This window comes from Streptomyces sp. NRRL S-495 (assembly GCF_000966955.1).
GTDB lineage: Bacteria > Actinomycetota > Actinomycetes > Streptomycetales > Streptomycetaceae > Kitasatospora > Kitasatospora purpeofusca.
On record NZ_JZWY01000040.1, the window covers coordinates 23168 to 44568 of the forward strand.

Below are 21401 nucleotides of genomic sequence, written 5' to 3' on the forward strand. Positions count from 1 at the left end.
CGCCCCGCCCGAGCTCCGGCGGGGCTCAGCCCTGGTGCTGCTGCCAGGTGGGCTGCTGCTGGTAGCCGTACTGGTCGTACTGCGGCTGCTGGGGGATGCCGGTGGGGTGCTGCTGGTCGGGCTGCTGCTGGGCCTGCCACTGCTGCTGTTGCTGCTCGTAGCCGTACTGGCCGGTGTGCTGCGGGTCGTGCTGCTGCTGCTCGTGCTGCTGGGGCTGCTGCTGGTAGGCCGCATAGGGGTCCGGCTGCTGCTGGTAGCCGCCGTACGGGTCCTGCTGCTGGTAGCCGCCGTAGCCCTGGTCGTAGCCGAACACCGGCTGCTGCTGGGCCTGCCACTGCTGCTGTTGCTGCTCGTAGCCGTACTGGCCGGCCTGCTGCTGGAGCTGCTGCTGCGCCGGGTCGTAGCCGCCCTGGTAGGCCTCCGCGTAGGCGTCCTGCTGGGGCGCCGCCTGGGCGTTCTCGACCGCGTGGAGCACCTCGGTCTGCTGCTGCTCGTAGTAGGCGGCGGCGTAGACCCCGTCGGCGGCCAGCTCCTGCATCTCGAAGGCGGCGGTCTGCTCGACGGGCGCCTCCTCCGGCAGCCGGGGCGCGCTGTCCGCGGCCGGTCGGGCCTCCTCCACGGCGCCGACCTCGCCGACCCGCTCCGCCGCGACCACGGCAGCGGCGGCGACCGCACCGCCGCCGGTGAGCGCGCCGAGCAGCGGCACCTTGGCGAGCGGCCCGGGCAGGCTCCCGTCCGCGCGGCGCAGCGACCAGCCGGCCCCGTACCCGCGCTTCACCGAGAGCGTCACAAAAGTCTGGCCCACCGCGAACATCGCGGCGCCCCCGCCGATCACCGGGACCGAGCCCATCGCCATGCCGCCGGCCACCGCGAGGAAGCCGACCAGGGCCAGGCCGCGCCAGTGCAGCGGGGCCCGGTTCTGGAGCAGCAGCTCGGCGACCAGCCAGAGCGCCACCACCGCCAACGCGGCGTACAGCAGCAGGTATCCGATCCCCATCCCGCCCGCTACCTCCAGTCGCGTGCCCGCGCCCGCCGCGCGTGTGCCGCGACTGTACCCGTTCAACGGCCCGGGTACCGCATCGCGTTCCCACCCGTCGGGCCTACCGGGAAGGGCGCCCCGAAGGGTGGGAAGCGCGCAGCTCAGCGCTGGTGCAGACCGAGGTTCTGGTAGATCTCCAGGGTCGCGGTCGAGTGGTTCAGGGTGATGAAGTGCAGGCCGGGGGCACCCTCGGCGAGCAGCCGCTCGGACATCGCGGTGGCGTGCTCCATCCCGATCTCGCGCAGCGCCACCGGGTCGTCGATGACCGCGCGCAGCCCGGCCTCCAGCTCGGCCGGGAAGGGCGCGCCGCTCAGCTGGGGGAACCGCTCCAGCTGCCGGGCGTTGGTGACCGGCATGATCTCCGGGATGATCGGCGTCTCGCAGCCGGCGGCCGTCACCCGGTCGCGCAGCCGCAGGTAGTCGTCGACCTCGAAGAACATCTGGGTGATGGCGTAGTCGGCGCCGGAGCGGATCTTCGCCACGAAGTGCCGGATGTCCTCGTCCCAGTCGGTCGACCTCGGGTGCATGTTGGGCGAGGCCGCCACCCCGACGCAGAAGTCGCCGATGCCCTTGATCAGCTCGACCAGCTCGTACGCGTAGGTGACGCCCTCCGGGTGGCTGACCCACTCGCCCATCGGGTCGCCGGGCGGGTCGCCGCGCACCGCGAGGACGTTCCGGACGCCCTGGTCGGCGTACTGGCCGATGATGTTGCGCAGTTCCGCGACCGAGTGGTCGACGGCGGTCAGGTGGGCGACCGGGGTGAGCGTGGTCTCGGTGGCGATCCGGCCGACCATGTTCACCGTGCGCTCCCGCGAGGAGCCGCCGGCGCCGTAGGTCATGCAGACGAAGTTGGGGTCGAGCGGTTCGAGCCGCCGGATGGCGTCCCAGAGCTTCTGCTCGCCGACCTCGGTGCGTGGCGGCATGAACTCGAAGGAGAAGGACCGCTTTCCGGCCGCCAGCAGGTCGCGGACGGTCTGTGCGCGGTCCGGTCTGGTCGAAGCGATACCGAGTGCCATGGTGGCAGGTTAGCCGTCGGCGGAAGGGCGCGGACAACTCCGTCCCATGTTTTGAGACATCGGATGGACTAGGGGCGAACCCCGGACGGACTGCGCCGGGGGCGGGTGCGAAGCCCGGGTGAACAGCGCTTCACCCGTCCGGCCGAATCTCGCCCGTACGGCTGTTCTCCTCCGCCCCGGATACCCTTGCTGCACCCCAGCTACCTCCGGAGCCCCATCGTGACCTCGTCCAGCCCGCGGCCGGCCAACCCCATTGACATGGAGGACGTGCGCGAGCGCGTCAACGCCGCCCTCGTCGGCTTCATGGACGGCCAGTCGGCCCTGCTCAGCAAGGTCTCCCCGCAGCTGGACCCGGTCACCGACGCGCTGCGCGACTTCCTGCTGGACGGCGGCAAGCGGCTCCGCCCGGCCTTCTGCTACTGGGGCTGGCGCGGTGCCGGCGGCCCGGCCAGGGGCGAGGGGATCACCCGGGCGGCGGCGGCGCTGGAGCTGCTTCAGGCCAGCGCGCTGGTCCACGACGACCTGATGGACCGCAGCGACACCCGGCGCGGTCTGCCCTCCGTGCACCGCCGGTTCGAGGCGCTGCACCGCGCCCGGGGGTGGCGCGGCGACCGCGAGCAGTACGGCGCCTCGGCCGCGGTGCTGCTCGGCGACCTGCTGCTGATCTGGTGCGACGAGCTGTTCCTGAACTCCGGCCTGGACCCGGAGGCGGTGCTGGCCGCCAAGCCGATGTTCGACCTGATGCGCACCGAGGTCATGGTCGGCCAGTACCTGGACGTGCTGGAGCCGGTCGCCGGGGACTCCGCCGACGGCGGCGCGCTGGAGCGGGCGCAGACCGTCCTGCACTACAAGTCGGCCAAGTACACGATCGAGCGGCCGCTCCAGGTCGGCGCGCTGCTCGCGGGCGCCGAGCCCCGGCTGGTGGAGGCCTACGGGGCGTTCGGCCTGCCGCTGGGCGAGGCGTTCCAGCTGCGGGACGACCTGCTCGGCGTGTTCGGCGACCCGGCGGTCACCGGCAAGCCGGCCGGCGACGACCTGCGCGAGGGCAAGCGGACGCTGCTGGTCGCGCACGCCATGCGGGGGCTGCCGGCCGACGAGGCGCGCCGGCTGGACGAGCGGCTGGGCGCACCCGACCTGACGCCCGCCGAGGTCGCCGGGCTGCGCGAGCTGGTGGCCCGCAGCGGGGCGCCGGAGCGGGTGGAGCGGCGGATCGACGAGCTGCTGCACCAGTCGCTGAAGGCGCTGGACGCGGCCCCGCTGGCGGACGGGCAGGCCAGGGCGGCCCTGCTGGCGCTGGCCGAGGCCGCCACCGTCCGCAAGTACTGAGCCGGACGACGACGGCCCCGAAAGGCCCCGAGGACCGCGAGGACCGCGGAAGGCCCCGCCGGCCCCTGGAATCCGCCGGGAGCCCCGGGGTCAGACGGCGCGCAGCCGCCGGGCGAACTCGGCGGCCGCCGCACCCGGGTCCTCGGCCGCGGTGATGGCCCGGACGACCACCACCCGGCGTGCCCCGGCGTCCAGCACCTCGTCCAGGTTGCCGAGGTCGATGCCGCCGATGGCGAACCACGGCCGCCCGGTGGACAGCTTCGCCGCGTACTCGACCAGGCCGAGGCCCGGCGCGAAGCGGCCCGGCTTGGTCGGGGTCGGCCAGACCGGACCGGTGCAGAAGTAGTCGACGCCGGGCTCGACAGCCGCCGCGTCCACCTCCGACTCGGCGTGGCAGGAGCGCCCTATCAGCACGTCCTCGCCGAGGATCGCGCGGGCGGCCGGCACCGGCAGGTCGTCCTGCCCGAGGTGCAGCACGTCGGGGCCGGCCGCGTGGGCGACATCGGCCCGGTCGTTGACCGCGAGCAGCTTGCCGTGCCGGCGGCAGGCGTCGGCGAAGACCTCCAGCGCGGCCAGCTCCTGCTTGGCCTCCAGGCCCTTGTCCCGGAGCTGGACGATGTCCACGCCGCCGGACAGCGCGGCGTCCAGGAACCCGGCCAGGTCGCCCTGCTCGCGCCGGGCGTCGGTGCAGAGGTACAGCCGGGCGTCGGCGAGCCGTCCGCGCCGGTCCGTCACCACGCCATCGCCTGGGCCCGCCGCTTCACCTCGGTGGCCCGGTTCTCGCAGAGCGCCTGCATCGGGGTGCCGGGCAGTGACGGGTCCTCGGTGAACATCCACACCAGGATCTCGTCGTCGCTGAAGCCGCTGTCGCGCAGCACCGTCAGCGTGCCGAGCAGGTGCTTCACCAGGCCGGTCTCGTCGATGAACGCCGCCGGGACCTGCAGCGACTTGTTGGGGCCGCGACGGACGGCGATCAGCTCACCCTTCTTGACCATGTTGCGGACCTCGGTGATCACCACACCCCACCGCTCGGAGATGTCGGGCAGGTAGAGCCACGCGGGGACCAGGGATTCAATCTTGGCTTCGATCTCACTCACCCCACCAGACTGCCACCTCCGCGGCCCCCCGCGCACCAATCGGCCTCCCGGCGGCTACCCGGCGAGCGCCGACTTCAGCGGAACGGCCGGGTCGGCCGCCCGGACCGGGTCCAGCACGGCGCCGCGCTCGACCAGCCGCCGGCCCTGGGTCAGGTCGCGCGGCCGGTCCACCGCGAGCAGCGCCCGCAGGACGCCGTCGCGCAGCCACAGCACCGACCAGTCGGCGCCGTCCGGGGAGCCGCGCCACAGCAGTTCGTCGTCCGCGCCGTGCCGTCCGGCGTACTGCACCATCCGCCCGAACTGCTCCGACCAGAAGTACTGCACCGGGTCGTACGGCGGCGCGTCCGCTCCGAGCAGGGTGGCGGCGGCGGCCTCGCCGGACTGCAGCGCGTGGTCCCAGTGCTGGACGGTCAGCCGGGTGCCGGAGCGCGCCGAGGGGTAGCCGACGCAGTCGCCGGCCGCGAGGACGCCCGGCACGGTGGTGCGCAGCCGCTCGTCCACCAGGACGGCGCCGGCCGCGTCCAGCTCGACGCCGGTGCCGGCCAGCCAGCCGGTGGCCGGGCGGGCGCCGATGCCGACCACGACCTCGTCCGCGGGCAGCCGCGAGCCGTCGGCGAGCAGCACCGCGCCCGGTTCGACGGCGGCCACCCCGGTGCCGCAGCGCAGCCCGATCCCGGCCTCGGCGTACCAGGCGGCCATCGCCCGGCCGACCTCGGTGGGCAGCGCGCCGGGGACGGGCGCCGGCCCGGCCTCGACCACGGTCACCTCGCAGCCGGCCGCCCGGGCGGCGGTGGCCACCTCGGCGCCGATCCAGCCCGCCCCGACCAGCACCAGGCGCAGACCGGGGCGGAGCAGGGCGCGCAGCGCCAGCGCGTCGTCCAGGGTGTGCAGCAGGTGGGCCCGCTCGGCTCCGGGCAGGACCCGCGGTTCGGAGCCGGTGGCGATCACCAGCGCGTCGTACCGGACGTCCCCGGCGTCGGTGTGCAGCGTGCCGGCCGCGCCGGGGCCGCCGGGGGTGAGCCCGGTGGCGCGGCGGCCGGTGAGCAGTTCGACGTCGAGCTGCCCGAAGTCGAGGTCGAGGGCGGTGCTGTCGGTCTTGCCGAGCAGGACGTCCTTGGAGAGCGGCGGCCGGTCGTAGGGCGCGTGCGGCTCCTCGCCGACCAGCGTGATCCGCCCCTCCCAGCCGTCCCGCCGCAGCACCGCGGCGCACTGCGCCCCGGCCAGTCCCGCGCCGGCCACGACCACCCGATCCGTCTGTCCCGTTCCGCTCAGCTCAGCCACGCCCGTCACTGTACTGAGCCCGGTCGCAGGCCCTCGGACCTAGGTCTGCCCGCTCGTCGGGCCCGTCGCGGGCACCTTCAGCCCTCCGACCCCCCGGAGTTAAGGTGGGGGCACCATCACGGGAGCCCGGCGAACCGGGCTGAGAGGCGGGCTGGCACGGCCCGCGACCGTCCGAACCTGATCCGGGTCATACCGGCGAAGGGAGAGCAGCGACTTTGACACGCTTGGCATCGGGCGACCGCGCCGAGGTGCTGGTGGTCGGCGGCGGGATCATCGGGCTCGTGGTCGCCTGGCAGGCGGCCCGGCGGGGCCTCGGGGTCACCGTGCTCGACCCGGCCCCCGGCGGCGGCGCCGCCCAGGTCGCGGCGGGCATGCTCGCCCCGGTCACCGAACTCCAGTACGGCGAGGAGCCCCTGCTCCGCCTCGGCATGGCCTCCAACGAGCGCTGGGCGGCCTTCGCCGCCGAGCTCACCGGGGCGAGCGGCGGCCTGGACACCGGCTACCGGCAGTGCGGCACCCTCGCCGTCGCCCTGGACTCCGACGACCGCGAGGAACTGCGCGAACTGCACGCCTTCCACCGGCGGCTCGGCCTGGACTCGCAGTGGCTCACCGGCCGCGAGGCACGTCGGCTGGAGCCGATGCTCGCCCCCGGCGTGCGCGGCGGACTGCACGTCACCGACGACCACCAGGTGGACGGCCGCCGGCTGGCCGCCGCCCTGGTCCGGGCCTGCGAACGGGCCGGCGTGGTGCTGCGCCGCGCCGAGGCCGCCGAACTGCTGGTCGAGGGCGACCGGGCGCCCGGCGTCCGGCTCGCCGACGGCACGGCCCTCGCCGCCGGGCAGGTCGTGCTCGCGGCCGGCTCGCGCAGCCACCTGCTGGCCGGCCTGCCCCCCGGGGTGCTGCCCGCGATCCGCCCGGTCAAGGGCCAGGTTCTGCGGCTGCGGGTGCCGGAGGCCTACCGGCCGTTCCTGTCCCGCAACGTCCGCGCCGTCGTCCGCGGCGGCCACATCTACCTGGTGCCGCGCGCCGACGGCGAGCTGGTGATCGGCGCGACCACCGAGGAGCAGGGCCACGACACCACGGTCACCGCCGGCGGCGTCTACGAGCTGCTGCGCGACGCGCACGAGCTGGTGCCCGGCATCACCGAGCTGCCGCTGGTGGAGACCGGCGCCGGGCTGCGGCCCGGCTCGCCGGACAACGCGCCGCTGCTCGGCCCGACCGACCTGCCCGGCCTGGTCGCCGCGACCGGCCACTACCGCAACGGCGTGCTGCTGACGCCCGTCACCGGCGACCTCCTCGCCGAGTACCTGGCCACCGGCGACCTGCCGGAGCTCGCCCGCCCGTTCTCCCCCCACCGATTCACGAAGGTCTCGGCATGAGCCCCCGCACCAGCGACACCACCCCGAACGTCCGGCTGAGCGTCAACGGCGAGCCGCGCGAGGTGCCCGCCTCGACCACCCTGGCCGAGGTGGTCGCCACCCTCAGCGAGGCCCACTCCGGGGTCGCCGCCGCCCTCAACGAGACCGTGGTGCCGCGCACCCGGTGGCCGCTCACCGCACTGTCCGCGGGCGACCGGATCGAAATCCTCACCGCCGTCCAGGGAGGCTGACCGATGGCCGACGACCTTCTCACCATCGCCGGGGAGTCCTTCTCCTCCCGGCTGATCATGGGCACCGGCGGCGCCCCCAGCCTGGAGGTCCTGGAGCAGGCCCTCCAGGTGTCCGGCACCCAGCTGACCACGGTGGCGATGCGCCGGGTCGACGCCGCCACCCAGGGATCGGTGCTCGACGTCCTGACCCGCAACGGCATCCGCGTGCTGCCCAACACGGCGGGCTGCTTCACCGCCGGCGAGGCCGTGCTGACCGCCCGGCTGGCCCGCGAGGCGCTCGGCACCGACTGGGTGAAGCTCGAGGTGATCGCCGACGAGCGGACCCTGCTGCCGGACCCGATCGAGCTGCTGGACGCCGCCGAGACCCTGGTCGACGACGGCTTCACGGTGCTGCCGTACACCAACGACGACCCGGTTCTGGCCCGCAAGCTGGAGGACGTCGGCTGTGCGGCGGTCATGCCGCTGGGCTCTCCGATCGGCTCCGGCCTGGGCATCCGCAACCCGCACAACTTCCAGCTGATCGTGGAGGGCGCCGGGGTCCCGGTGATCCTGGACGCCGGCGCCGGCACCGCCTCGGACGTCGCGCTGGCGATGGAGCTGGGCTGCGCCGCGGTGATGCTGGCCTCCGCGGTCACCCGGGCCCAGGAACCGGTGCTGATGGCCGACGCGATGCGGCACGCCGCCGAGGCGGGCCGACTGGCGTACCGGGCCGGCCGGATCCCGCGCCGCTTCCACGCCGAGGCCTCGTCCGCGATGGCCGGCCGCGCCGACCTGGACACCCGCGAGCACCCCGCGTTCTAGCGGCGGGTCGTACGTACGTCCGGTGTCACAAAGCGGGCACAGAGCGGCTCCGGGGGCGGTGTCCCCCGGAGCCGCCGACCACCCCCGCACTAGACTCGCCGGGTGGACATGGCTTTGCGCGACCCCCTGATCGGTACCCTGCTCGACGGCCGGTACCGGGTCGAGCGGCGGATCGCCGCCGGTGGGATGTCCACCGTGTACCGGGGCACCGACACCCGGCTCGACCGGGTCGTCGCGCTCAAGGTAATGCATCCCTCGCTGGCCGGGGACGCCGCGTTCACCGCCCGCTTCATCCGCGAGGCCAAGGCCGTCGCCCGGCTCGCCCACCCCAACGTGGTCAACGTCTTCGACCAGGGCGCGGACGGCGGCCATGTCTTCCTCGCCATGGAGTACGTGCCCGGCCGCACCCTGCGCGACCTGCTGAACGACCGCGGCGCGCTCTCCATCCGGGCCGCGCTGGACATCCTGGAGCCGGTGCTCGCCGCGCTCGGCGCCGCCCACCGGGCCGGGCTTGTGCACCGCGACGTCAAGCCCGAGAACGTCCTGATCACCGACGACGGCCTGGTCAAGGTCGCCGACTTCGGCCTGGTCCGGGTGCTGAACGCCGCCGACGGCGCGGCCTCCTCCAGCACCTCGACCACCGACACCGTGCTCGGCACCGTCTCCTACCTGGCGCCCGAACAGATCCACCCCGGCGCCGAGACCGACCGGCGGGTGGACGTCTACGCGGCCGGCATCCTGCTGTACGAGATGCTCACCGGCAGCCGTCCGCACACCGGCGAGAACCCGGTCCAGGTGATGTACCGGCATCTGCACGAGGACGTCCCGCCGCCGTCCGCGACCGTGCCCGGCGTGGTGCCCGAGCTGGACGCGATAGTGGCCGGGGCCTGCGCCCGCGACCGCGACCTCCGCCCGTTCGACGCGGTGGAGCTGCTCGCCGCGCTCCAGCGGGTCCGCCGCGGGCTCACGCCGGCCCAGCTGGACGCCGAGCCGCCCGCCTCCACCCGCCCCAGCCCCCGGTACCCGACCGGCGAGGCGACCTCGGTGCTCACCCCGGTGGCCCCGGTGGCCCCGGTCGAGCGCACCAGTGTGCTGGACGTGCCGCCGGACGTCATGGAGCAGCTGCTCACCGAGCCCCGTCCGTACGACGAGCCGCCGCCGGTCCGGACGCGCCGCGCCCGCCGGTCCGGCTCCGGACCCGCCCGCCGGCGGCTGCCGCGCAAGCCGCTGATCTGGGCGGCCGTGCTCACCACCCTGGTGCTGCTGGTCGGCGGGGCGACGTACGCGATCTCCGGCGCGGTGTACGGCACGGTGCCGGGCGTGCTCGGCAAGGACCGGGCCGAGGCGGAGCGGATCCTCGACGCCGCCGGCATGCACGGGCGGATCACCGAGGTGTACAGCGAGTCCGTCCCGGCCGGCCAGGTGGTCGCGGCCGACCCCGGGGTCGGCACCCGGTCCCGGAAGAGCGACACCGTGACGCTCACCGTCTCGCGCGGGCCGAAGCGGATCGCCGTACCGGACCTGGTCGGCAAGCCGTCCGCGCAGGCCGCCCCGGCGCTGGCCGGGGCGCAGCTGGCGGCCGGCACGGTGACCTCGACGTTCAGCGACACCGTGCCGGAGGGCTCGGTGATCAGCAGCTCGCCCGCCGCCGGGGAGCAGGTGGCGGAGAACACGCCGGTGGCGCTGGTGGTCAGCAAGGGCATGGTGGCGGTCCCGGACGTGACCGGGATGAGCAAGGAGGCCGCGGAGAAGGCGCTCCAGGCGGCCGGGTTCGCCATGCAGAGCAGCGGGGTCAACCTGTTCGGCACCGGCAAGGTGACCGGTCAGTCCCCGGCGGCCGGCGAGCGCAGGCCGCAGCGCACCGTGGTGACGGTCACCTTCCCGTTCTTCTAGGAACGGCCCCCCGCGTCTGCCGGGAGCCACTCCCCTACGACGCCCTACCGGAGCGGGCCGTCGCCCGGCTCCTCCTGGTGGGAGTACCGCTGCTCGCGCCACGGGTCGGCCCGGTTGTGGTAGCCGCGCTCCTCCCAGAAGCCGCGCCGGTCGGCCCGCATGTACTCGACCGCCCGGACCCATTTGGGCCCCTTCCAGGCGTACAGCCGGGGGACGACCAGCCGGACCGGGAAGCCGTGCTCGGCGGTGATCGTCTCGCCGTTGCGATGGGTGGCGAGCAGGGTGTCGGGGGCCGCGAAGTCCGCCAGCCGAAGATTGGCGCTGTAGCCGTACTCGGCCCAGACCATGACGTGGGTGACGTCCCGGTCCGGCGGCACCAGGTCGAGCAGCAGCGCGGCGGCCACCCCGGTCCAGTCGCTGTCGAGCACCGAGAAGCGGGTGACGCAGTGCAGGTCGGCCCGGACGGTGGTGCGGGGCAGGGCGTTGAAGCCCTCGAAGTCCCAGCTGTGCTTCTCGGCCGAGGCGGTCGCGCCGAACACCTGGAGGTCCCAGGTCAGGGGCTTGAACCGGGGTACCGGTCCGTAGTGCAGGGCGGGCCAGCCGCGTTGGACCCGCTGGCCCGGCGGGAGCCGGGGGTCAGACGGCGACGACGGTTCTTGCTCGGACTGACCCATGGATCCATGGTGACAGACGGCGGGCGGCGGGCCGCGCGCGCCCCTTTGCCACCTCGCACGCCCCGCTCGTACGGCTCAAGGACCGGGCAAATCGGATATTCCGAAACATGTCCTAGTGAGTGTGAACTTACTGGAATTTGTTCCCACCCCGGTGCCAGGATGCGTGCAGCCGGAGGGTAACGGCCGTGTCCCGCACGCACAGCAGGAAGGCAACGCCATGAAGGGCGACACCGAGGTCATCGAGTTCCTCAACGAACAGCTCACCGCCGAGCTGACCGCGATCAATCAGTACTTCCTGCACGCCAAGATGCAGGAGAACTTCGGCTGGACGAAGCTCGCCAAGTACACCCGGCACGAGTCCTTCGACGAGATGAAGCACGCCGAGGTGCTCACCGACCGGATCCTCTTCCTCGACGGGCTGCCCAACTACCAGCGGCTGTTCCACGTCCGGATCGGCCAGACGGTCAAGGAGATGTTCGAGGCGGACCGGCAGGTCGAGGTCGAGGCGATCGACCGGCTCAAGCGCGGGATCGTGGTGATGCGCGCCAAGAACGACGTCACCTCGGCGAACATCTTCGAATCGATCCTGGCGGACGAGGAGCACCACATCGACTACCTCGACACCCAGCTCGAACTGCTGGAGAAGCTCGGGGAGGCGCTCTACCTCGCGCAGCTGATCGAGCAGCCGGAGTCCTGACCGGGGCCGGAGTCCCGAGCGGGACCGGGCGCCGTGACCCGCGGGCCGGGGCTCAGGCGACGCGCAGCGCCGCCACCGGCGCCGGTGCCGGGTCCGGCTCGGCCTCCGACTCGGCACCCGGGTCGGCCAGACCCAGCTTGGCGGCCAGCCGGGCGGTCGGGCAGGGCCGGGCACCGTGCTCGCCGAGCAGGGCCTGGATGCGCCGGACGCAGGATCCGCAGTCGGTACCGGCCTTGCAGCCCTTGGCGATCTGCCGCGGGGTGTCGGCCCCCGCGTCTATCGCCCGCTTCACCTGGTCCTCGGTGACCGCATGGCACATGCACACGTACATCGCGGTCTCTCCCGGGGGCTGAGCGAGTGGATCTTGACTAAGGCTTGCCTTAGTTCACTAAGCCTCACCTTACCCGTCGATCCGGGCACGCAAAAGCCTCTCCGGCCGGGGAAAACCCCAGGCCGGAGAGGCTTCGCTCACATTCGGGACGGTCTCAGACGGTGCCGCGGTACATCTCGGCGACCAGGAACGCCAGGTCCAGCGACTGGCTGCGGTTGAGCCGCGGGTCGCAGGCCGTCTCGTAGCGCTGGTGCAGGTCGTCGACCAGCACCTCGTCGCCGCCGCCGACGCACTCGGTGACATCGTCGCCGGTCAGCTCCACGTGGATGCCGCCCGGGTGGGTGCCGAGCGCCCGGTGCACCTCGAAGAAGCCCTTGACCTCGTCGAGCACGTCGTCGAAGCGGCGGGTCTTGTGACCGCTGGACGCCTCGAAGGTGTTGCCGTGCATCGGGTCGCAGATCCAGACCGGCTGCGCACCCGAGGCGGTGACCTTCTCCACCAGGGTCGGCAGGGCGTCGCGGACCTTGCCCGCGCCCATCCGGGTGATGAAGGTGAGCCGGCCGGGCTCGCGCTCCGGGTCCAGCTTCTCGATCAGGGTGAGCGCCTCGTCGACCGTGGTGGTCGGGCCGAGCTTCACACCGATCGGGTTGCGGATCTTCGAGGCGAACTCGATGTGCGCGTGGTCCAGCTGACGGGTGCGCTCGCCGATCCACACCATGTGGCCGGAGACGTCGTAGAGCTCGCCGGTGCGCGAGTCCACGCGGGTCAGCGCGGTCTCGTAGTCCAGGACCAGCGCCTCGTGCGACGAGAAGAACTCGACCGTCCGGAACTCCTCCGGCGCGACACCGCAGGCGTTCATGAACGCCAGCGCGTTGTCGATCTCCCGGGCCAGCTGCTCGTAGCGCTGACCGGCCGGCGAGTTGCGCACGAAGTCCTGGTTCCAGGCGTGCACCTGGCGCAGGTCGGCGTAACCACCGGTGGTGAAGGCGCGCACCAGGTTGAGCGTCGCGGCGGACGCGTTGTACATCCGCTTCAGCCGCTCCGGGTCCGGGATCCGGGACTCGGGGGTGAACTCGAAGCCGTTCACCGAGTCGCCCCGGTAGACCGGCAGGGTCACGCCGTCACGGGTCTCGGTCGACTTCGAGCGCGGCTTGGAGTACTGGCCGGCGATCCGGCCGACCTTCACCACCGGCACCGAGGCCGCGTAGGTGAGCACGGCCGCCATCTGCAGCAGGGTCTTGAGCTTGTTGCGGATGTGCTCCGCCGAGACACCGTCGAAGGCCTCGGCGCAGTCACCGCCCTGCAGCAGGAACGCCTCACCACGGGCCACGGCACCGAGTCGGGCGCGCAGCTGGTCGCACTCGCCGGCGAAGACGAGCGGCGGATACGAGGCGAGGTCCGCAAGGGTCTTGCGCAGAGCCTCTTGGTCCGGCCATTCGGGCTGCTGCGCCGCGGGCAGGGATTGCCAGGTGTGGGGATTCGTCACGGTCACGCGGTCAAGGCTACGGGGTACGGCAACCGAATTGTGACCACTGCCCGAGGGATGAGACACCTTGCGGACAATCGGGTGACGGGCCTCACGCCCGTCCGGGGATCCGCTAGGCTCGGTCCCGTGAACACGCCGCACACCCGATCCTGGTGGTGGGCCGACCCTCTGGGTGGCCCACAGTCAGCGCGTTCCTAGACGCACACGACGGCCGCCCCCCGGGGCGGCCGTCGGCGTTCCACCAGCCGGTCGGCAGCCTCCCGGAGCGGAAACCCACCCCGCCGCAGAAGCCATCCCGGAAGGAACGCCGCCACCGTGACCAGTGCCGCCGACCTGCTCGCCCGCCTCACCGCCGCCGACGCGCCGGCCTTCGCCCTGCTGCACCGCCGCACACCCCGCACCGCCCCGGACACCGTCGAGATCCTGCTCGGCACCGTCGGCAGCCACGACCGGCTGGCCGACCTGCCGGTCCGCCACGGCGTCCCCGCCGACGGCCCCGTCCACGACCTGCTGGCCCTCGTCCCCTACCGGCAGATCCGCGAGCGCGGCTTCGAGGCGCACGACGACGGCACCCCGCTGCAGGCCCTCTCGGTCACCGAGCAGTACGCCCTGCCGCTGGCCGAGGTCACGGCCGCGCTGCCGCAGCTGCCGGTCGCCCTGACCGACGGCGGCTTCGACATCGACGACGCCGAGTACGCCGCCATCGTCCGCCGGGTGATCGAGGACGAGATCGGCCGCGGCGAGGGCGCCAACTTCGTCGTCCGCCGCGACTTCACCGCGACCCTCGACAACTTCTCGCCCGCGCTCGCCCTGACCCTGTTCCGGCGGCTGCTGGAGCAGGAGCGCGGCGCCTACTGGACCTTCCTGGTGCACACCGGCGACCGCGTGCTCGTCGGCGCCTCCCCCGAGGTGCACGTCCGGCAGAGCGGCGGGACGGTCGTGATGAACCCGATCTCCGGCACCTACCGCTATCCCGCCGCCGGCTCCGACCTGGACTCGCTGATCTCCTTCCTCCACGACCCCAAGGAGCTGGAGGAGCTGACCATGGTGGTCGACGAGGAACTCAAGATGATGTGCACCGTCGGCGACCTCGGCGGCCAGGTGCTCGGCCCCCGGCTCAAGGAGATGTCCCACCTCGCGCACACCGAGTACGAGCTGCGCGGCCGCACCTCGCTGGACGTCCGCGAGGTGCTGAAGGAGACCATGTTCGCCGCCACCGTCACCGGCAGCCCGGTGCAGAACGCCACCCGGGTGATCAAGCGGTACGAGCGCGGCGGCCGCGGCTACTACTCCGGCGCGCTCGCCCTGATCGGCCGCTCGGCCAGCGGCGGCCAGCTGCTGGACTCCCCGATCTGCATCCGCACCGCCGACATCGACCCGGCCACCGGCCGGCTCGCCGTCCGGGTCGGCGCCACCCTCGTCCGCCACTCCGACCCGGACGGCGAGGTCGCCGAGACCCACGCCAAGGCCGCCGGGGTGCTCACCGCGATCGGCGCCCGCCCGGCGCCCGCCCGGACGGCCGGCCGGAACGGCCCGCGACTCGGCGACAACCACCGCGTCCAGGCCGCGCTGGACGCCCGCCGGGCCGGCCTCGCCCCGTTCTGGCTGCGGATGCAGCAGCCGGCCCGGATCACCGAGGAGCTGGAGACCCTCGTCGTCGACGGCGAGGACACCTTCACCGCGATGCTCGGCCACCTGCTGACCTCGCTCGGCCACCGGGTCACCGTGGCCCGGTTCGACGAGCCGGGCCTGCGCGAGCGGGTCGCCGCCCACCCCGGCGCGCTGGTGCTCGGCCCCGGCCCGGGCGACCCGGCCGCCGAGGACGACCCCAAGATGGCCGTGCTGCGCCCGATCGTCACCGACGCGCTGGCCGCCGTCCGGGCCGGCCGGCGCACCGCCCCGCTGCTCGCCGTCTGCCTCAGCCACCAGTTGCTGTCCGGCGCGCTCGGTCTGCCGCTGGTCCGCAAGGCGGTGCCGTACCAGGGCGCGCAGGAGAGCGTGGACCTCTTCGGCGAGCAGCGGACGGTCGGCTTCTACAACACCTTCACCGCGCGCTGCACCGACGCCGACGCCACCCGGCTGGCCACCGCGGGCGTCGAGGTGGCCCGGGACCCGCTGACCGGGGACGTGCACGCGCTGCGCGGGCCGGGCTTCGCCGGACTGCAGTTCCACCCCGAGTCGGTGCTCACCAGGGACGGCGTGGAGATCGTCGCCGGACTGCTGCGGGGGGCGGTGGCCGGCGTCCCGCGCTGAGCCGCCGTCACCGGGCCGACAGGGCACCGGGGCTCCGACGACGTACCGGGCGGGGTGGCGCGGCCGCACACCCCGCCCGGGCGTCACACCGCGTCGTCCAGCCCCTGCTCGATCGCGTACCTGACCAGCTCGACCCGGTTGTGCAGCTGGAGCTTGCCCAGGGTGTTCTGGACGTGGTTCTGCACCGTGCGGTGGGAGAGCACCAGCCGGTCGGCGATCTGCTTGTACGACAGCCCCTTGGCGACCATCCGCAACACCTCGGTCTCCCGGGCCGTCAGCTGCGGGACGACCGGCGCGGCCGGGGCGGGCGGCTCGGCCGCCAGCCGGCGGAACTCGCCGAGCACCAGCCCGGCCAGGCCGGGGGTGAACACCGCGTCGCCGACGGCGGTGCGGCGCACCGCGTCCAGCAGTTCCTCCCGACCGGCCGACTTGACCAGGTAGCCGGTCGCACCCGACTTCACCGCCTCCAGCACGTCCGCGTGCTCGCCACTCGCGGACAGCACCAGCACCCGCACCGACGGGTCGTGCCCGACCACCTGGCGGCAGACCTCGGCGCCGGACAGACCGGGCAGGTTGAGGTCGAGCACCACGACCTGCGGGGAGCAGGCGCGGGCCCGGCGGACGGCCTCCTCGCCGTCCCCGGCGGTGGCCACCACGTCCAGCCCGGCCTCGGCGAGGTCCCGGGAGACGGCGTCGCGCCACATCGGGTGGTCGTCCACCACCATCACCCGTACCGGACGGCCGGCGGCCTGCTGATCGGTCGACAGGTCGGTGGTCATGCGCGGAACCCTTTCGCGGAAGGTGTCACAGGAGGCCGGCCGGGGCGCCGGACGCGGTGCGCGGGACCCTGAGCTCCACCTCGACGCCCTCCCCGGGCGCCGAGTACAGCTCCGCGGTGCCGCCGAGGTCCAGCAGCCGGCCCCGGATCGACTGGGAGACGCCGAGCCGCCCGGCCCGCTCCGCCTCGCCGAGCCGCCCCGGCGCGAAGCCGGGACCGTCGTCGCGGATCGAGACGGTGACGGCCTCCGGCTCGTCCTCGACCAGGATCCAGGCCCGCGCCCCGGGCCCGGCGTGGCGGCGCACATTGTCCACCGCGGCGCCGACGGCGGCGGCCAGCTCACCGGCGGTCCGCCCGGGCAGCAGCACCGGGGTGCCGGGGGCCGAGACGGTCACCCGCTCGTCCGTGTAAGGGGTGAGCAGGGCGCTGAGGTCCTGCGGCTGCTCCGGCGCGCGCTGCTCGGGCAGCGGTCCGCCGCTCATCAGCGCGCGCAGGGCGCGCTCCTGCTCGCCGGCCAGCCGCCCCAGCTCGGTGAGGTCGGCGCCGCCGGCCGGTGCCTCGGTGCCCCGGCGCTGGACGAGCGCGAGCACCTGCAGCACCCCGTCGTGGATGTCCCGGGAGAGCCGCTCCCGCTCCCGGGTGGCCGCCTCGATCTGGAGCGCCCGGGTGAGCGTCGCCTCGCTGGCCCGGGCCAGTTCGATCACATAGCCGATCGCGCAGCCGGCCACCATGAGCAGCACGATGTTGTGGACGTTGTCGCCGGTCGCGCCGCCGTGGCCGAGGATGTTGGCCACCCCGATCACCGAGCCGGCCGCCGCCGCCCAGCGCCAGCCGCCCCGGCCGGCGAAGCCGAGCACGGTGCCGGCCGCCCAGATGGTGGGCAGGGTCGGCGCGCCGTGGCTGATCCGGGCGGGATCGTCGATCATGCCGCTCATCACGATGCCGGTGACGACCAGCGTGAGGTCGGTGGTGAGGACGTACCAGGTGCAGCGCTGCGGGCCGGAGAAGGCCCGGGTGGAGGCGAGCGTCCAGAGGGTCAGCGCGCCGAGGTAGATCCAGCCCGCGACGGGGTGCAGGAACGACAGGTAGGAGTCGAAGTAGCGGAGCAGCGCGTAGCCCAGGGCCAGCACCCGGAAGGAGGAGATCGCCCGCCAGAGCGGCAGTTCGACGGACATGCCGCCCGCCGCCACCGCCGCGCCGACCGTGCCCGGGCGCGCCGCCCCGGCTCTGCCGCCGTCCGTCATCCCTGTCGCCCTCCCCCGGCGCCGGGTCGGCCCCGACTCAGGCCGGCCCGGTCTCCTTCTGCTGCTCCTGCGCGGCCTTCTCCTGCTCGGCCTTCTCCAGCTTCTCCGCCTCGGCCTTCTCGGCCTTGGCGGCGGCCTGCTCGGCCTTCTGCACGGCCTTGCGCTCGGCGTCGGCCTTCTTCTTGTCGTCGGCGAGCTGCCGCTTGGCGGCGGTCGCGTAGATGTCCACGTACTCCTGGCCGGACAGCCGCATGATCTCGTACATCACCTCGTCCGTCACCGAACGGAGGATGAAGCGGTCGTTCTCCATGCCGTGGTAGCGGGAGAAGTCCAGCGGGCGGCCGATCCGGATGCCCGGGCGGGTGCCGAAGTTCGGGACCACCTGGCCGGGCGGCTGCACCTTCTCGGTGTCGATCATCGCGACCGGGATGACCGGCGCGCCGGTGGCCAGGGCGACGCGGGCCAGGCCGCCGACCTTGCCCCGGTAGAGCTTGCCGTCGGGCGAGCGGGTGCCCTCCGGGTAGACGCCGAACAACTCGCCCCGGTCCAGTACGGCGATCGCCGAACGGATCGCCGCCTCGCCGGCGCCGCGCACGCCCGAGCGGTCGACCGGGAGCTGGCCGACGCCCTTGAAGAAGGCGGCGGTCAGCCGGCCCTTGATGCCCGGCGTGGTGAAGTACTCCGCCTTGGCGATGAAGGTCACCCGGCGCTTGATCAGCGCGGGGAAGAAGAAGGAGTCCGAGAACGAGAGGTGGTTGCTCGCGATGATCGCGGCACCCTCGGTGGGGATGTTCTCCTCACCCTCGATCCACGGCCGGAAGAAGATCCGAAGCAGTGGCGCGACGATCATCTTCATCAGTCGGTAGAACAACCCGGGCCTCCTGTATTGCGGACCGGTCGATCCTAATGCCCTTCGGTGTCCGCCCGTGCCCCGCCCCGCCCCGGCGGGGTGTCCCGGGGGCGGGGCGGCCCGGTGCCCGGCGGGGGTGTACGGGGCGGGCGGGCACATGGGACGATGCGAATTCCGCAGCCTCCGGTGCCTGCCGGTCCCCGGACGCCCCCGCACGTCCAGCGCGTACCGCTCGTACCAGTGCCACCTCCAGCGCCACCCTCCAGCGTCCTCGCCCGCGAAGGAGCCCGCCATGTCGCTGCTGCCCGGCGCCGAACCGTACCGCCACCGGGGCGGGCCGGTGGGCGTCCTGCTCTGCCACGGGTTCACCGGCTCCCCGCAGTCGCTGCGGCCGTGGGCCGAGGACCTGGCCCGGGCCGGGTACACCGTCGGGCTGCCGGTGCTGCCGGGGCACGGCACCCGCTGGCAGGACATGCAGCTCACCCGCTGGGAGGACTGGTACGCCGAGGTCGAGCGGGAGTTGCTCACGCTGGCCGGGCAGTGCGAGCGGGTCTTCGTCTTCGGGCTGTCGATGGGCGGCGGGCTGGCACTGCGGCTGGCCTCCGTGCACGGGCCGAGGATCGCCGGGCTGGTGCTGGTCAACCCGTCGGTGCGGTCGGACAACCCCGCGAGTGTCATTCTGCCGGTGCTGCGGCACCTGGTGCCGAGCGTGCCCGGGGTCGCCAACGACATCGCCCGGCCCGGGGCGGACGAACTGGCCTACGACCGCACCCCGCTGCACGCCGCCTGGTCGCTGGCCCGGCTGTGGAAGGACGTCCAGGCCCGGCTGCCCCGGGTGACCCAGCCGGTGCTGCTCTTCCGCAGCCCGCAGGACCACGTGGTCTCCGCGGCCAACTCCGAGCTGGTGCTGGCCCGGATATCCTCGACCGATGTGACGGAGCGGCTGTGCCAGCGCAGCTATCACGTCGCGACGCTGGACCACGACGCGGGGGAAATATTCGCGGCCGCCCAGGACTTCATCCGACGGTTGGCTCCCGCGCACGCGGCGGGCGTCATCCCGGTGAAATCCGACCACCACCAAGGCTGAAGGGCCGGAAGTGCACGAGAGCAGCACGGCGGGCGGCGAGGACGACGCGCCCCGCGAGGACGGTGCGACCACGGGCGGCGCGCGGCCGGGCGCCGGGCGGGCCGACGGCGAGCAGACCGGCCGGCTTCGGGCTCCGCTGACGCCCCGGTCGCGGGCGAGGGCGGCGGGGCGGCCGAGCCGTCCCGGACGCGGCGCGCACCCGAGCGCAGCCAGGCCGAGCAGGACGAGATCTTCGCCGCGCTGGTCGCCCAGTTCGACGACCCGGTGGACCTCAACAACCCCAACTGGCCCGAGGTCGAGAACCTCCGGGCGCGCGGCGAGCTCAAGGGCTTCAAGGACCCCTCCGGCGCCGACCGGCTCCCCGGCGAGCCCGGCGACCTCTCCGACCTGGCGCCCCAGCCGCGCCCCCGCTCCGGCCGCCCGGTGATGCCGGCCGCCGGCTCCGCCGGGCCGCGCGACTTCGAGCTGTCCGAGGAGACCGACGAAGGCCACTTCGTCCCGCCGGAGCCGCCGCCGCTGCCCGAGGCCGACACCACCGCCAAGTTCGCCTGGCTGGCGGTGCTCGGCGGGCCGGCGCTGCTGCTCTTCGACGCGGTGGTCTGGCGCGAGGTCTCCGGCTGGCCGGCCTGGGTCGGGGTGGCCTCCTTCCTCGGCGGTTTCGCCACCCTGGTGGTCCGGATGAAGGACCGCGACGAGGACGAGCCCGAGGACCCGCACGGCGGCGCCGTCGTCTGACCCCTCGGACTCCCGCGCCCGGGCCGTACCCGGGCGTCCGTCGCACGGCCTCCCGGGCACCGTCCGGGAGGCCGTCGGCGTGTCGGCCCGGCCCCGCGGTCACTCCTCGGAGTGGAGTTCGGCGGCCAGTGGGTGCAGCGGCGCCCCGACCTGCCGGGCCACCGCGGGGGACGACCCGAAGCTGTGTGCCGACGCCCCGGGACCGGACACCCCTCGCACCCGAGGGGGCCGTCCGGGGTGGCGGGTGCGCGGTGCACCCGTGAGGCGACGCCGCCGCCGTGCGGACCTCGGCACGAGGACCACCGGACCAGGGGTCGGCGTGACGACGAGGAGACTCGAAGTGGACCGTTTTCCCACGTCCAGGTCCAAGGCCGAGCCCGATCCCGGGTCCGGACCCCGATCCGGGTCCAGGTCCAGGTCCCGCGCATGGCCGGGATCCGGCCGGCTCGGCGCGGCGGCAGCCGCCGGCCTGCTGCTCGCACTGGCGGTCCCCGGGGCGGCGCTCGCGGCGCCCGGCGACCTCGATCCGGCCTTCGGCAGCGGTGGGAGGACGACCACCGACTTCGGCGGTGGGGCCGACGAGGCCCGCGGTGTCGTCGTCCAGGCGGACGGCCGGATCGTCGTGGCCGGCTACGCGGGTGCCGGCGACGACTTCGCGCTGGCCCGGTACAACACCGACGGATCCTTGGACACCGGCTTCGGAACCGGCGGCAAGGTGACGACGGACTTCGCCGGCGGCTCGGACGAGGCCCGCGGCCTCGCCCTCCAGGCCGACGGCAGGATTGTGGCGGTCGGGCGCAGCGAGGTGCCCGAGGGTGGCGTCGGCTGGTTCTCGGTGGCCCGGTACAACACCGACGGCTCGCTGGACACCGGCTTCGGAACCGGCGGCAAGGTGACCGTCGACTTCGGAACCGGCGGCGCCGACGACGCGTTCGGCGCGGCGGTGCAGGGTGACGGGCGGATCGTCGTCGCGGGTCTGACGGGGGGTGACTTCGCGCTGGCCCGGCTCAATGCCGACGGCAGCCTCGACAGCGGCTTCGACACCGACGGCAAGGTCATCACCGACTTCGACGACGGCGCCGACGCGGCCCGCGCCGTGGCGGTGCAGAGCGACGGGAAGATCGTCGCCGCCGGGTACACCGGCAGCGGCGCCGGCAACTACGACTTCGCGCTCGCCCGCTACACCCCGAGCGGCGCCCTCGAC

At 73.9% G+C, this 21401-nt stretch carries 21 protein-coding genes and 1 riboswitch; of the genes, 10 read left to right on the plus strand and 11 right to left on the minus strand.

Going from position 1 to position 21401, the window contains the following annotated elements:
- Positions 1 to 25: 25 nt before the first annotated feature.
- Positions 26 to 997 carry a hypothetical protein gene (locus VR45_RS03600; protein ID WP_045938203.1) on the minus strand — a complete coding sequence of 324 codons (972 nt, stop codon included), beginning with the start codon at positions 995 to 997 and terminating at the stop codon, positions 26 to 28.
- Positions 998 to 1140: 143 nt separating this feature from the next.
- Positions 1141 to 2055, minus strand: a complete 915-nt coding sequence (metF, locus tag VR45_RS03605) for a methylenetetrahydrofolate reductase [NAD(P)H] (RefSeq protein WP_045938204.1) — start codon at positions 2053 to 2055, stop codon at positions 1141 to 1143.
- Between the two features lie 258 nt (positions 2056 to 2313).
- Here metF and VR45_RS03610 point away from each other — a divergent pair, with 258 nt between their 5' ends.
- Positions 2314 to 3381: a polyprenyl synthetase family protein gene (locus tag VR45_RS03610; protein ID WP_045938225.1), complete on the plus strand. Its 1068-nt coding sequence runs from the start codon at positions 2314 to 2316 to the stop codon at positions 3379 to 3381.
- Positions 3382 to 3471: 90 nt separating this feature from the next.
- Here the strand turns inward: VR45_RS03610 and thiE are convergent, their stop codons facing one another.
- Genes thiE through VR45_RS03625 form a run of 3 tightly spaced genes read right to left on the minus strand, consistent with a single transcriptional unit; the run spans position 3472 to position 5768 of the window.
- Positions 3472 to 4119, minus strand: a complete 648-nt coding sequence (gene thiE, locus VR45_RS03615) for a thiamine phosphate synthase (RefSeq protein ID WP_045938205.1) — start codon at positions 4117 to 4119, stop codon at positions 3472 to 3474.
- On the minus strand, positions 4113 to 4478 hold the full coding sequence (locus VR45_RS03620; RefSeq protein ID WP_045938206.1) for an Rv2175c family DNA-binding protein: 366 nt from the start codon (positions 4476 to 4478) through the stop codon (positions 4113 to 4115). Before VR45_RS03620 ends, thiE begins: the two co-directional genes overlap by 7 nt.
- Before the next feature lie 54 nt (positions 4479 to 4532).
- Positions 4533 to 5768, minus strand: a complete 1236-nt coding sequence (locus tag VR45_RS03625; protein WP_107084091.1) for an FAD-dependent oxidoreductase — start codon at positions 5766 to 5768, stop codon at positions 4533 to 4535.
- Positions 5769 to 5867: 99 nt separating this feature from the next.
- Positions 5868 to 5980, plus strand: a riboswitch (TPP riboswitch).
- On the opposite strand from VR45_RS03625, the gene thiO reads away from it, so the two are divergent.
- The 4 genes from thiO to pknB all read left to right on the plus strand — a co-directional run bounded on the left by thiO (position 5975) and on the right by pknB (position 10062).
- The gene (gene thiO, locus VR45_RS03630; protein WP_234325823.1) at positions 5975 to 7138 is read left to right on the plus strand and encodes a glycine oxidase ThiO; all 1164 of its coding nucleotides are present in this window, start codon (positions 5975 to 5977) and stop codon (positions 7136 to 7138) included. It overlaps the preceding riboswitch by 6 nt.
- Entirely contained in the window at positions 7135 to 7368 is a 234-nt protein-coding gene (gene thiS, locus VR45_RS03635) for a sulfur carrier protein ThiS (protein WP_045938209.1), read from the plus strand. Before thiO ends, thiS begins: the two co-directional genes overlap by 4 nt.
- 3 nt (positions 7369 to 7371) lie before the next feature.
- Positions 7372 to 8169 carry a thiazole synthase gene (locus tag VR45_RS03640; RefSeq protein ID WP_045938210.1) on the plus strand — a complete coding sequence of 266 codons (798 nt, stop codon included), beginning with the start codon at positions 7372 to 7374 and terminating at the stop codon, positions 8167 to 8169.
- Between the two features lie 108 nt (positions 8170 to 8277).
- Positions 8278 to 10062, plus strand: coding sequence for a Stk1 family PASTA domain-containing Ser/Thr kinase (gene pknB, locus VR45_RS03645; RefSeq protein ID WP_234325825.1), 1785 nt, complete (start codon positions 8278 to 8280; stop codon positions 10060 to 10062).
- A gap of 44 nt (positions 10063 to 10106) precedes the next feature.
- Here pknB and VR45_RS03650 read toward each other — a convergent pair whose 3' ends face one another.
- A complete protein-coding gene (locus tag VR45_RS03650; protein ID WP_045938211.1) occupies positions 10107 to 10736 on the minus strand; it encodes a sulfite oxidase-like oxidoreductase in 630 nt (209 codons plus the stop codon).
- A 217-nt stretch (positions 10737 to 10953) separates the two neighbouring features.
- On the opposite strand from VR45_RS03650, the gene bfr reads away from it, so the two are divergent.
- Positions 10954 to 11433, plus strand: a complete 480-nt coding sequence (gene bfr, locus VR45_RS03655; protein ID WP_045938212.1) for a bacterioferritin — start codon at positions 10954 to 10956, stop codon at positions 11431 to 11433.
- A gap of 52 nt (positions 11434 to 11485) precedes the next feature.
- Here the strand turns inward: bfr and VR45_RS03660 are convergent, their stop codons facing one another.
- Together VR45_RS03660 and VR45_RS03665 are read right to left on the minus strand one after the other, a co-directional pair.
- Positions 11486 to 11764: a (2Fe-2S)-binding protein gene (locus VR45_RS03660; protein ID WP_045938213.1), complete on the minus strand. Its 279-nt coding sequence runs from the start codon at positions 11762 to 11764 to the stop codon at positions 11486 to 11488.
- 154 nt (positions 11765 to 11918) lie between these two features.
- The gene (locus tag VR45_RS03665) at positions 11919 to 13256 is read right to left on the minus strand and encodes a class II 3-deoxy-7-phosphoheptulonate synthase (protein ID WP_045938214.1); all 1338 of its coding nucleotides are present in this window, start codon (positions 13254 to 13256) and stop codon (positions 11919 to 11921) included.
- A gap of 309 nt (positions 13257 to 13565) precedes the next feature.
- Between VR45_RS03665 and VR45_RS03670 the strand changes: the two genes are divergently transcribed.
- Positions 13566 to 15503, plus strand: coding sequence for an anthranilate synthase family protein (locus tag VR45_RS03670; RefSeq protein WP_045938215.1), 1938 nt, complete (start codon positions 13566 to 13568; stop codon positions 15501 to 15503).
- 83 nt (positions 15504 to 15586) lie between these two features.
- Here the strand turns inward: VR45_RS03670 and VR45_RS03675 are convergent, their stop codons facing one another.
- Genes VR45_RS03675 through VR45_RS03685 form a run of 3 tightly spaced genes read right to left on the minus strand, consistent with a single transcriptional unit; the run spans position 15587 to position 18381 of the window.
- On the minus strand, positions 15587 to 16282 hold the full coding sequence (locus VR45_RS03675) for a response regulator transcription factor (RefSeq protein WP_045938216.1): 696 nt from the start codon (positions 16280 to 16282) through the stop codon (positions 15587 to 15589).
- A gap of 25 nt (positions 16283 to 16307) precedes the next feature.
- Positions 16308 to 17525, minus strand: a complete 1218-nt coding sequence (locus tag VR45_RS03680; RefSeq protein ID WP_353612659.1) for a DUF5931 domain-containing protein — start codon at positions 17523 to 17525, stop codon at positions 16308 to 16310.
- A 37-nt stretch (positions 17526 to 17562) separates the two neighbouring features.
- Positions 17563 to 18381 carry a lysophospholipid acyltransferase family protein gene (locus VR45_RS03685; RefSeq protein WP_045938228.1) on the minus strand — a complete coding sequence of 273 codons (819 nt, stop codon included), beginning with the start codon at positions 18379 to 18381 and terminating at the stop codon, positions 17563 to 17565.
- 286 nt (positions 18382 to 18667) lie between these two features.
- Here VR45_RS03685 and VR45_RS03690 point away from each other — a divergent pair, with 286 nt between their 5' ends.
- From VR45_RS03690 to VR45_RS03700, 3 genes are all read left to right on the plus strand, one after another.
- Positions 18668 to 19462, plus strand: coding sequence for an alpha/beta fold hydrolase (locus VR45_RS03690; RefSeq protein WP_045938217.1), 795 nt, complete (start codon positions 18668 to 18670; stop codon positions 19460 to 19462).
- Positions 19463 to 19726: 264 nt separating this feature from the next.
- Complete coding sequence (locus VR45_RS03695) at positions 19727 to 20197, plus strand: hypothetical protein (RefSeq protein WP_052708819.1); 471 nt, start codon at positions 19727 to 19729, stop codon at positions 20195 to 20197.
- Positions 20198 to 20537: 340 nt separating this feature from the next.
- Positions 20538 to 21401, plus strand: an 864-nt coding sequence (locus tag VR45_RS03700) for a delta-60 repeat domain-containing protein (protein ID WP_286163058.1), incomplete at its 3' end; no start/stop codon positions are given.

Coding starts and splice junctions, on each gene's coding strand:
- bfr (WP_045938212.1), top strand. CDS start 10,954: ATGAAGGGCGACACCGAGGTCATCGAGTTCCTCAACGAACAGCTCACC.
- VR45_RS03685 (WP_045938228.1), bottom strand. CDS start 18,381: ATGAAGATGATCGTCGCGCCACTGCTTCGGATCTTCTTCCGGCCGTGG.
- VR45_RS03650 (WP_045938211.1), bottom strand. CDS start 10,736: ATGGGTCAGTCCGAGCAAGAACCGTCGTCGCCGTCTGACCCCCGGCTC.
- thiS (WP_045938209.1), top strand. CDS start 7,135: ATGAGCCCCCGCACCAGCGACACCACCCCGAACGTCCGGCTGAGCGTC.
- VR45_RS03600 (WP_045938203.1), bottom strand. CDS start 997: ATGGGGATCGGATACCTGCTGCTGTACGCCGCGTTGGCGGTGGTGGCG.
- VR45_RS03690 (WP_045938217.1), top strand. CDS start 18,668: ATGTCGCTGCTGCCCGGCGCCGAACCGTACCGCCACCGGGGCGGGCCG.
- VR45_RS03675 (WP_045938216.1), bottom strand. CDS start 16,282: ATGACCACCGACCTGTCGACCGATCAGCAGGCCGCCGGCCGTCCGGTA.
- VR45_RS03680 (WP_353612659.1), bottom strand. CDS start 17,525: ATGACGGACGGCGGCAGAGCCGGGGCGGCGCGCCCGGGCACGGTCGGC.
- VR45_RS03640 (WP_045938210.1), top strand. CDS start 7,372: ATGGCCGACGACCTTCTCACCATCGCCGGGGAGTCCTTCTCCTCCCGG.
- metF (WP_045938204.1), bottom strand. CDS start 2,055: ATGGCACTCGGTATCGCTTCGACCAGACCGGACCGCGCACAGACCGTC.
- pknB (WP_234325825.1), top strand. CDS start 8,278: ATGGCTTTGCGCGACCCCCTGATCGGTACCCTGCTCGACGGCCGGTAC.
- VR45_RS03660 (WP_045938213.1), bottom strand. CDS start 11,764: ATGTACGTGTGCATGTGCCATGCGGTCACCGAGGACCAGGTGAAGCGG.
- VR45_RS03610 (WP_045938225.1), top strand. CDS start 2,314: ATGGAGGACGTGCGCGAGCGCGTCAACGCCGCCCTCGTCGGCTTCATG.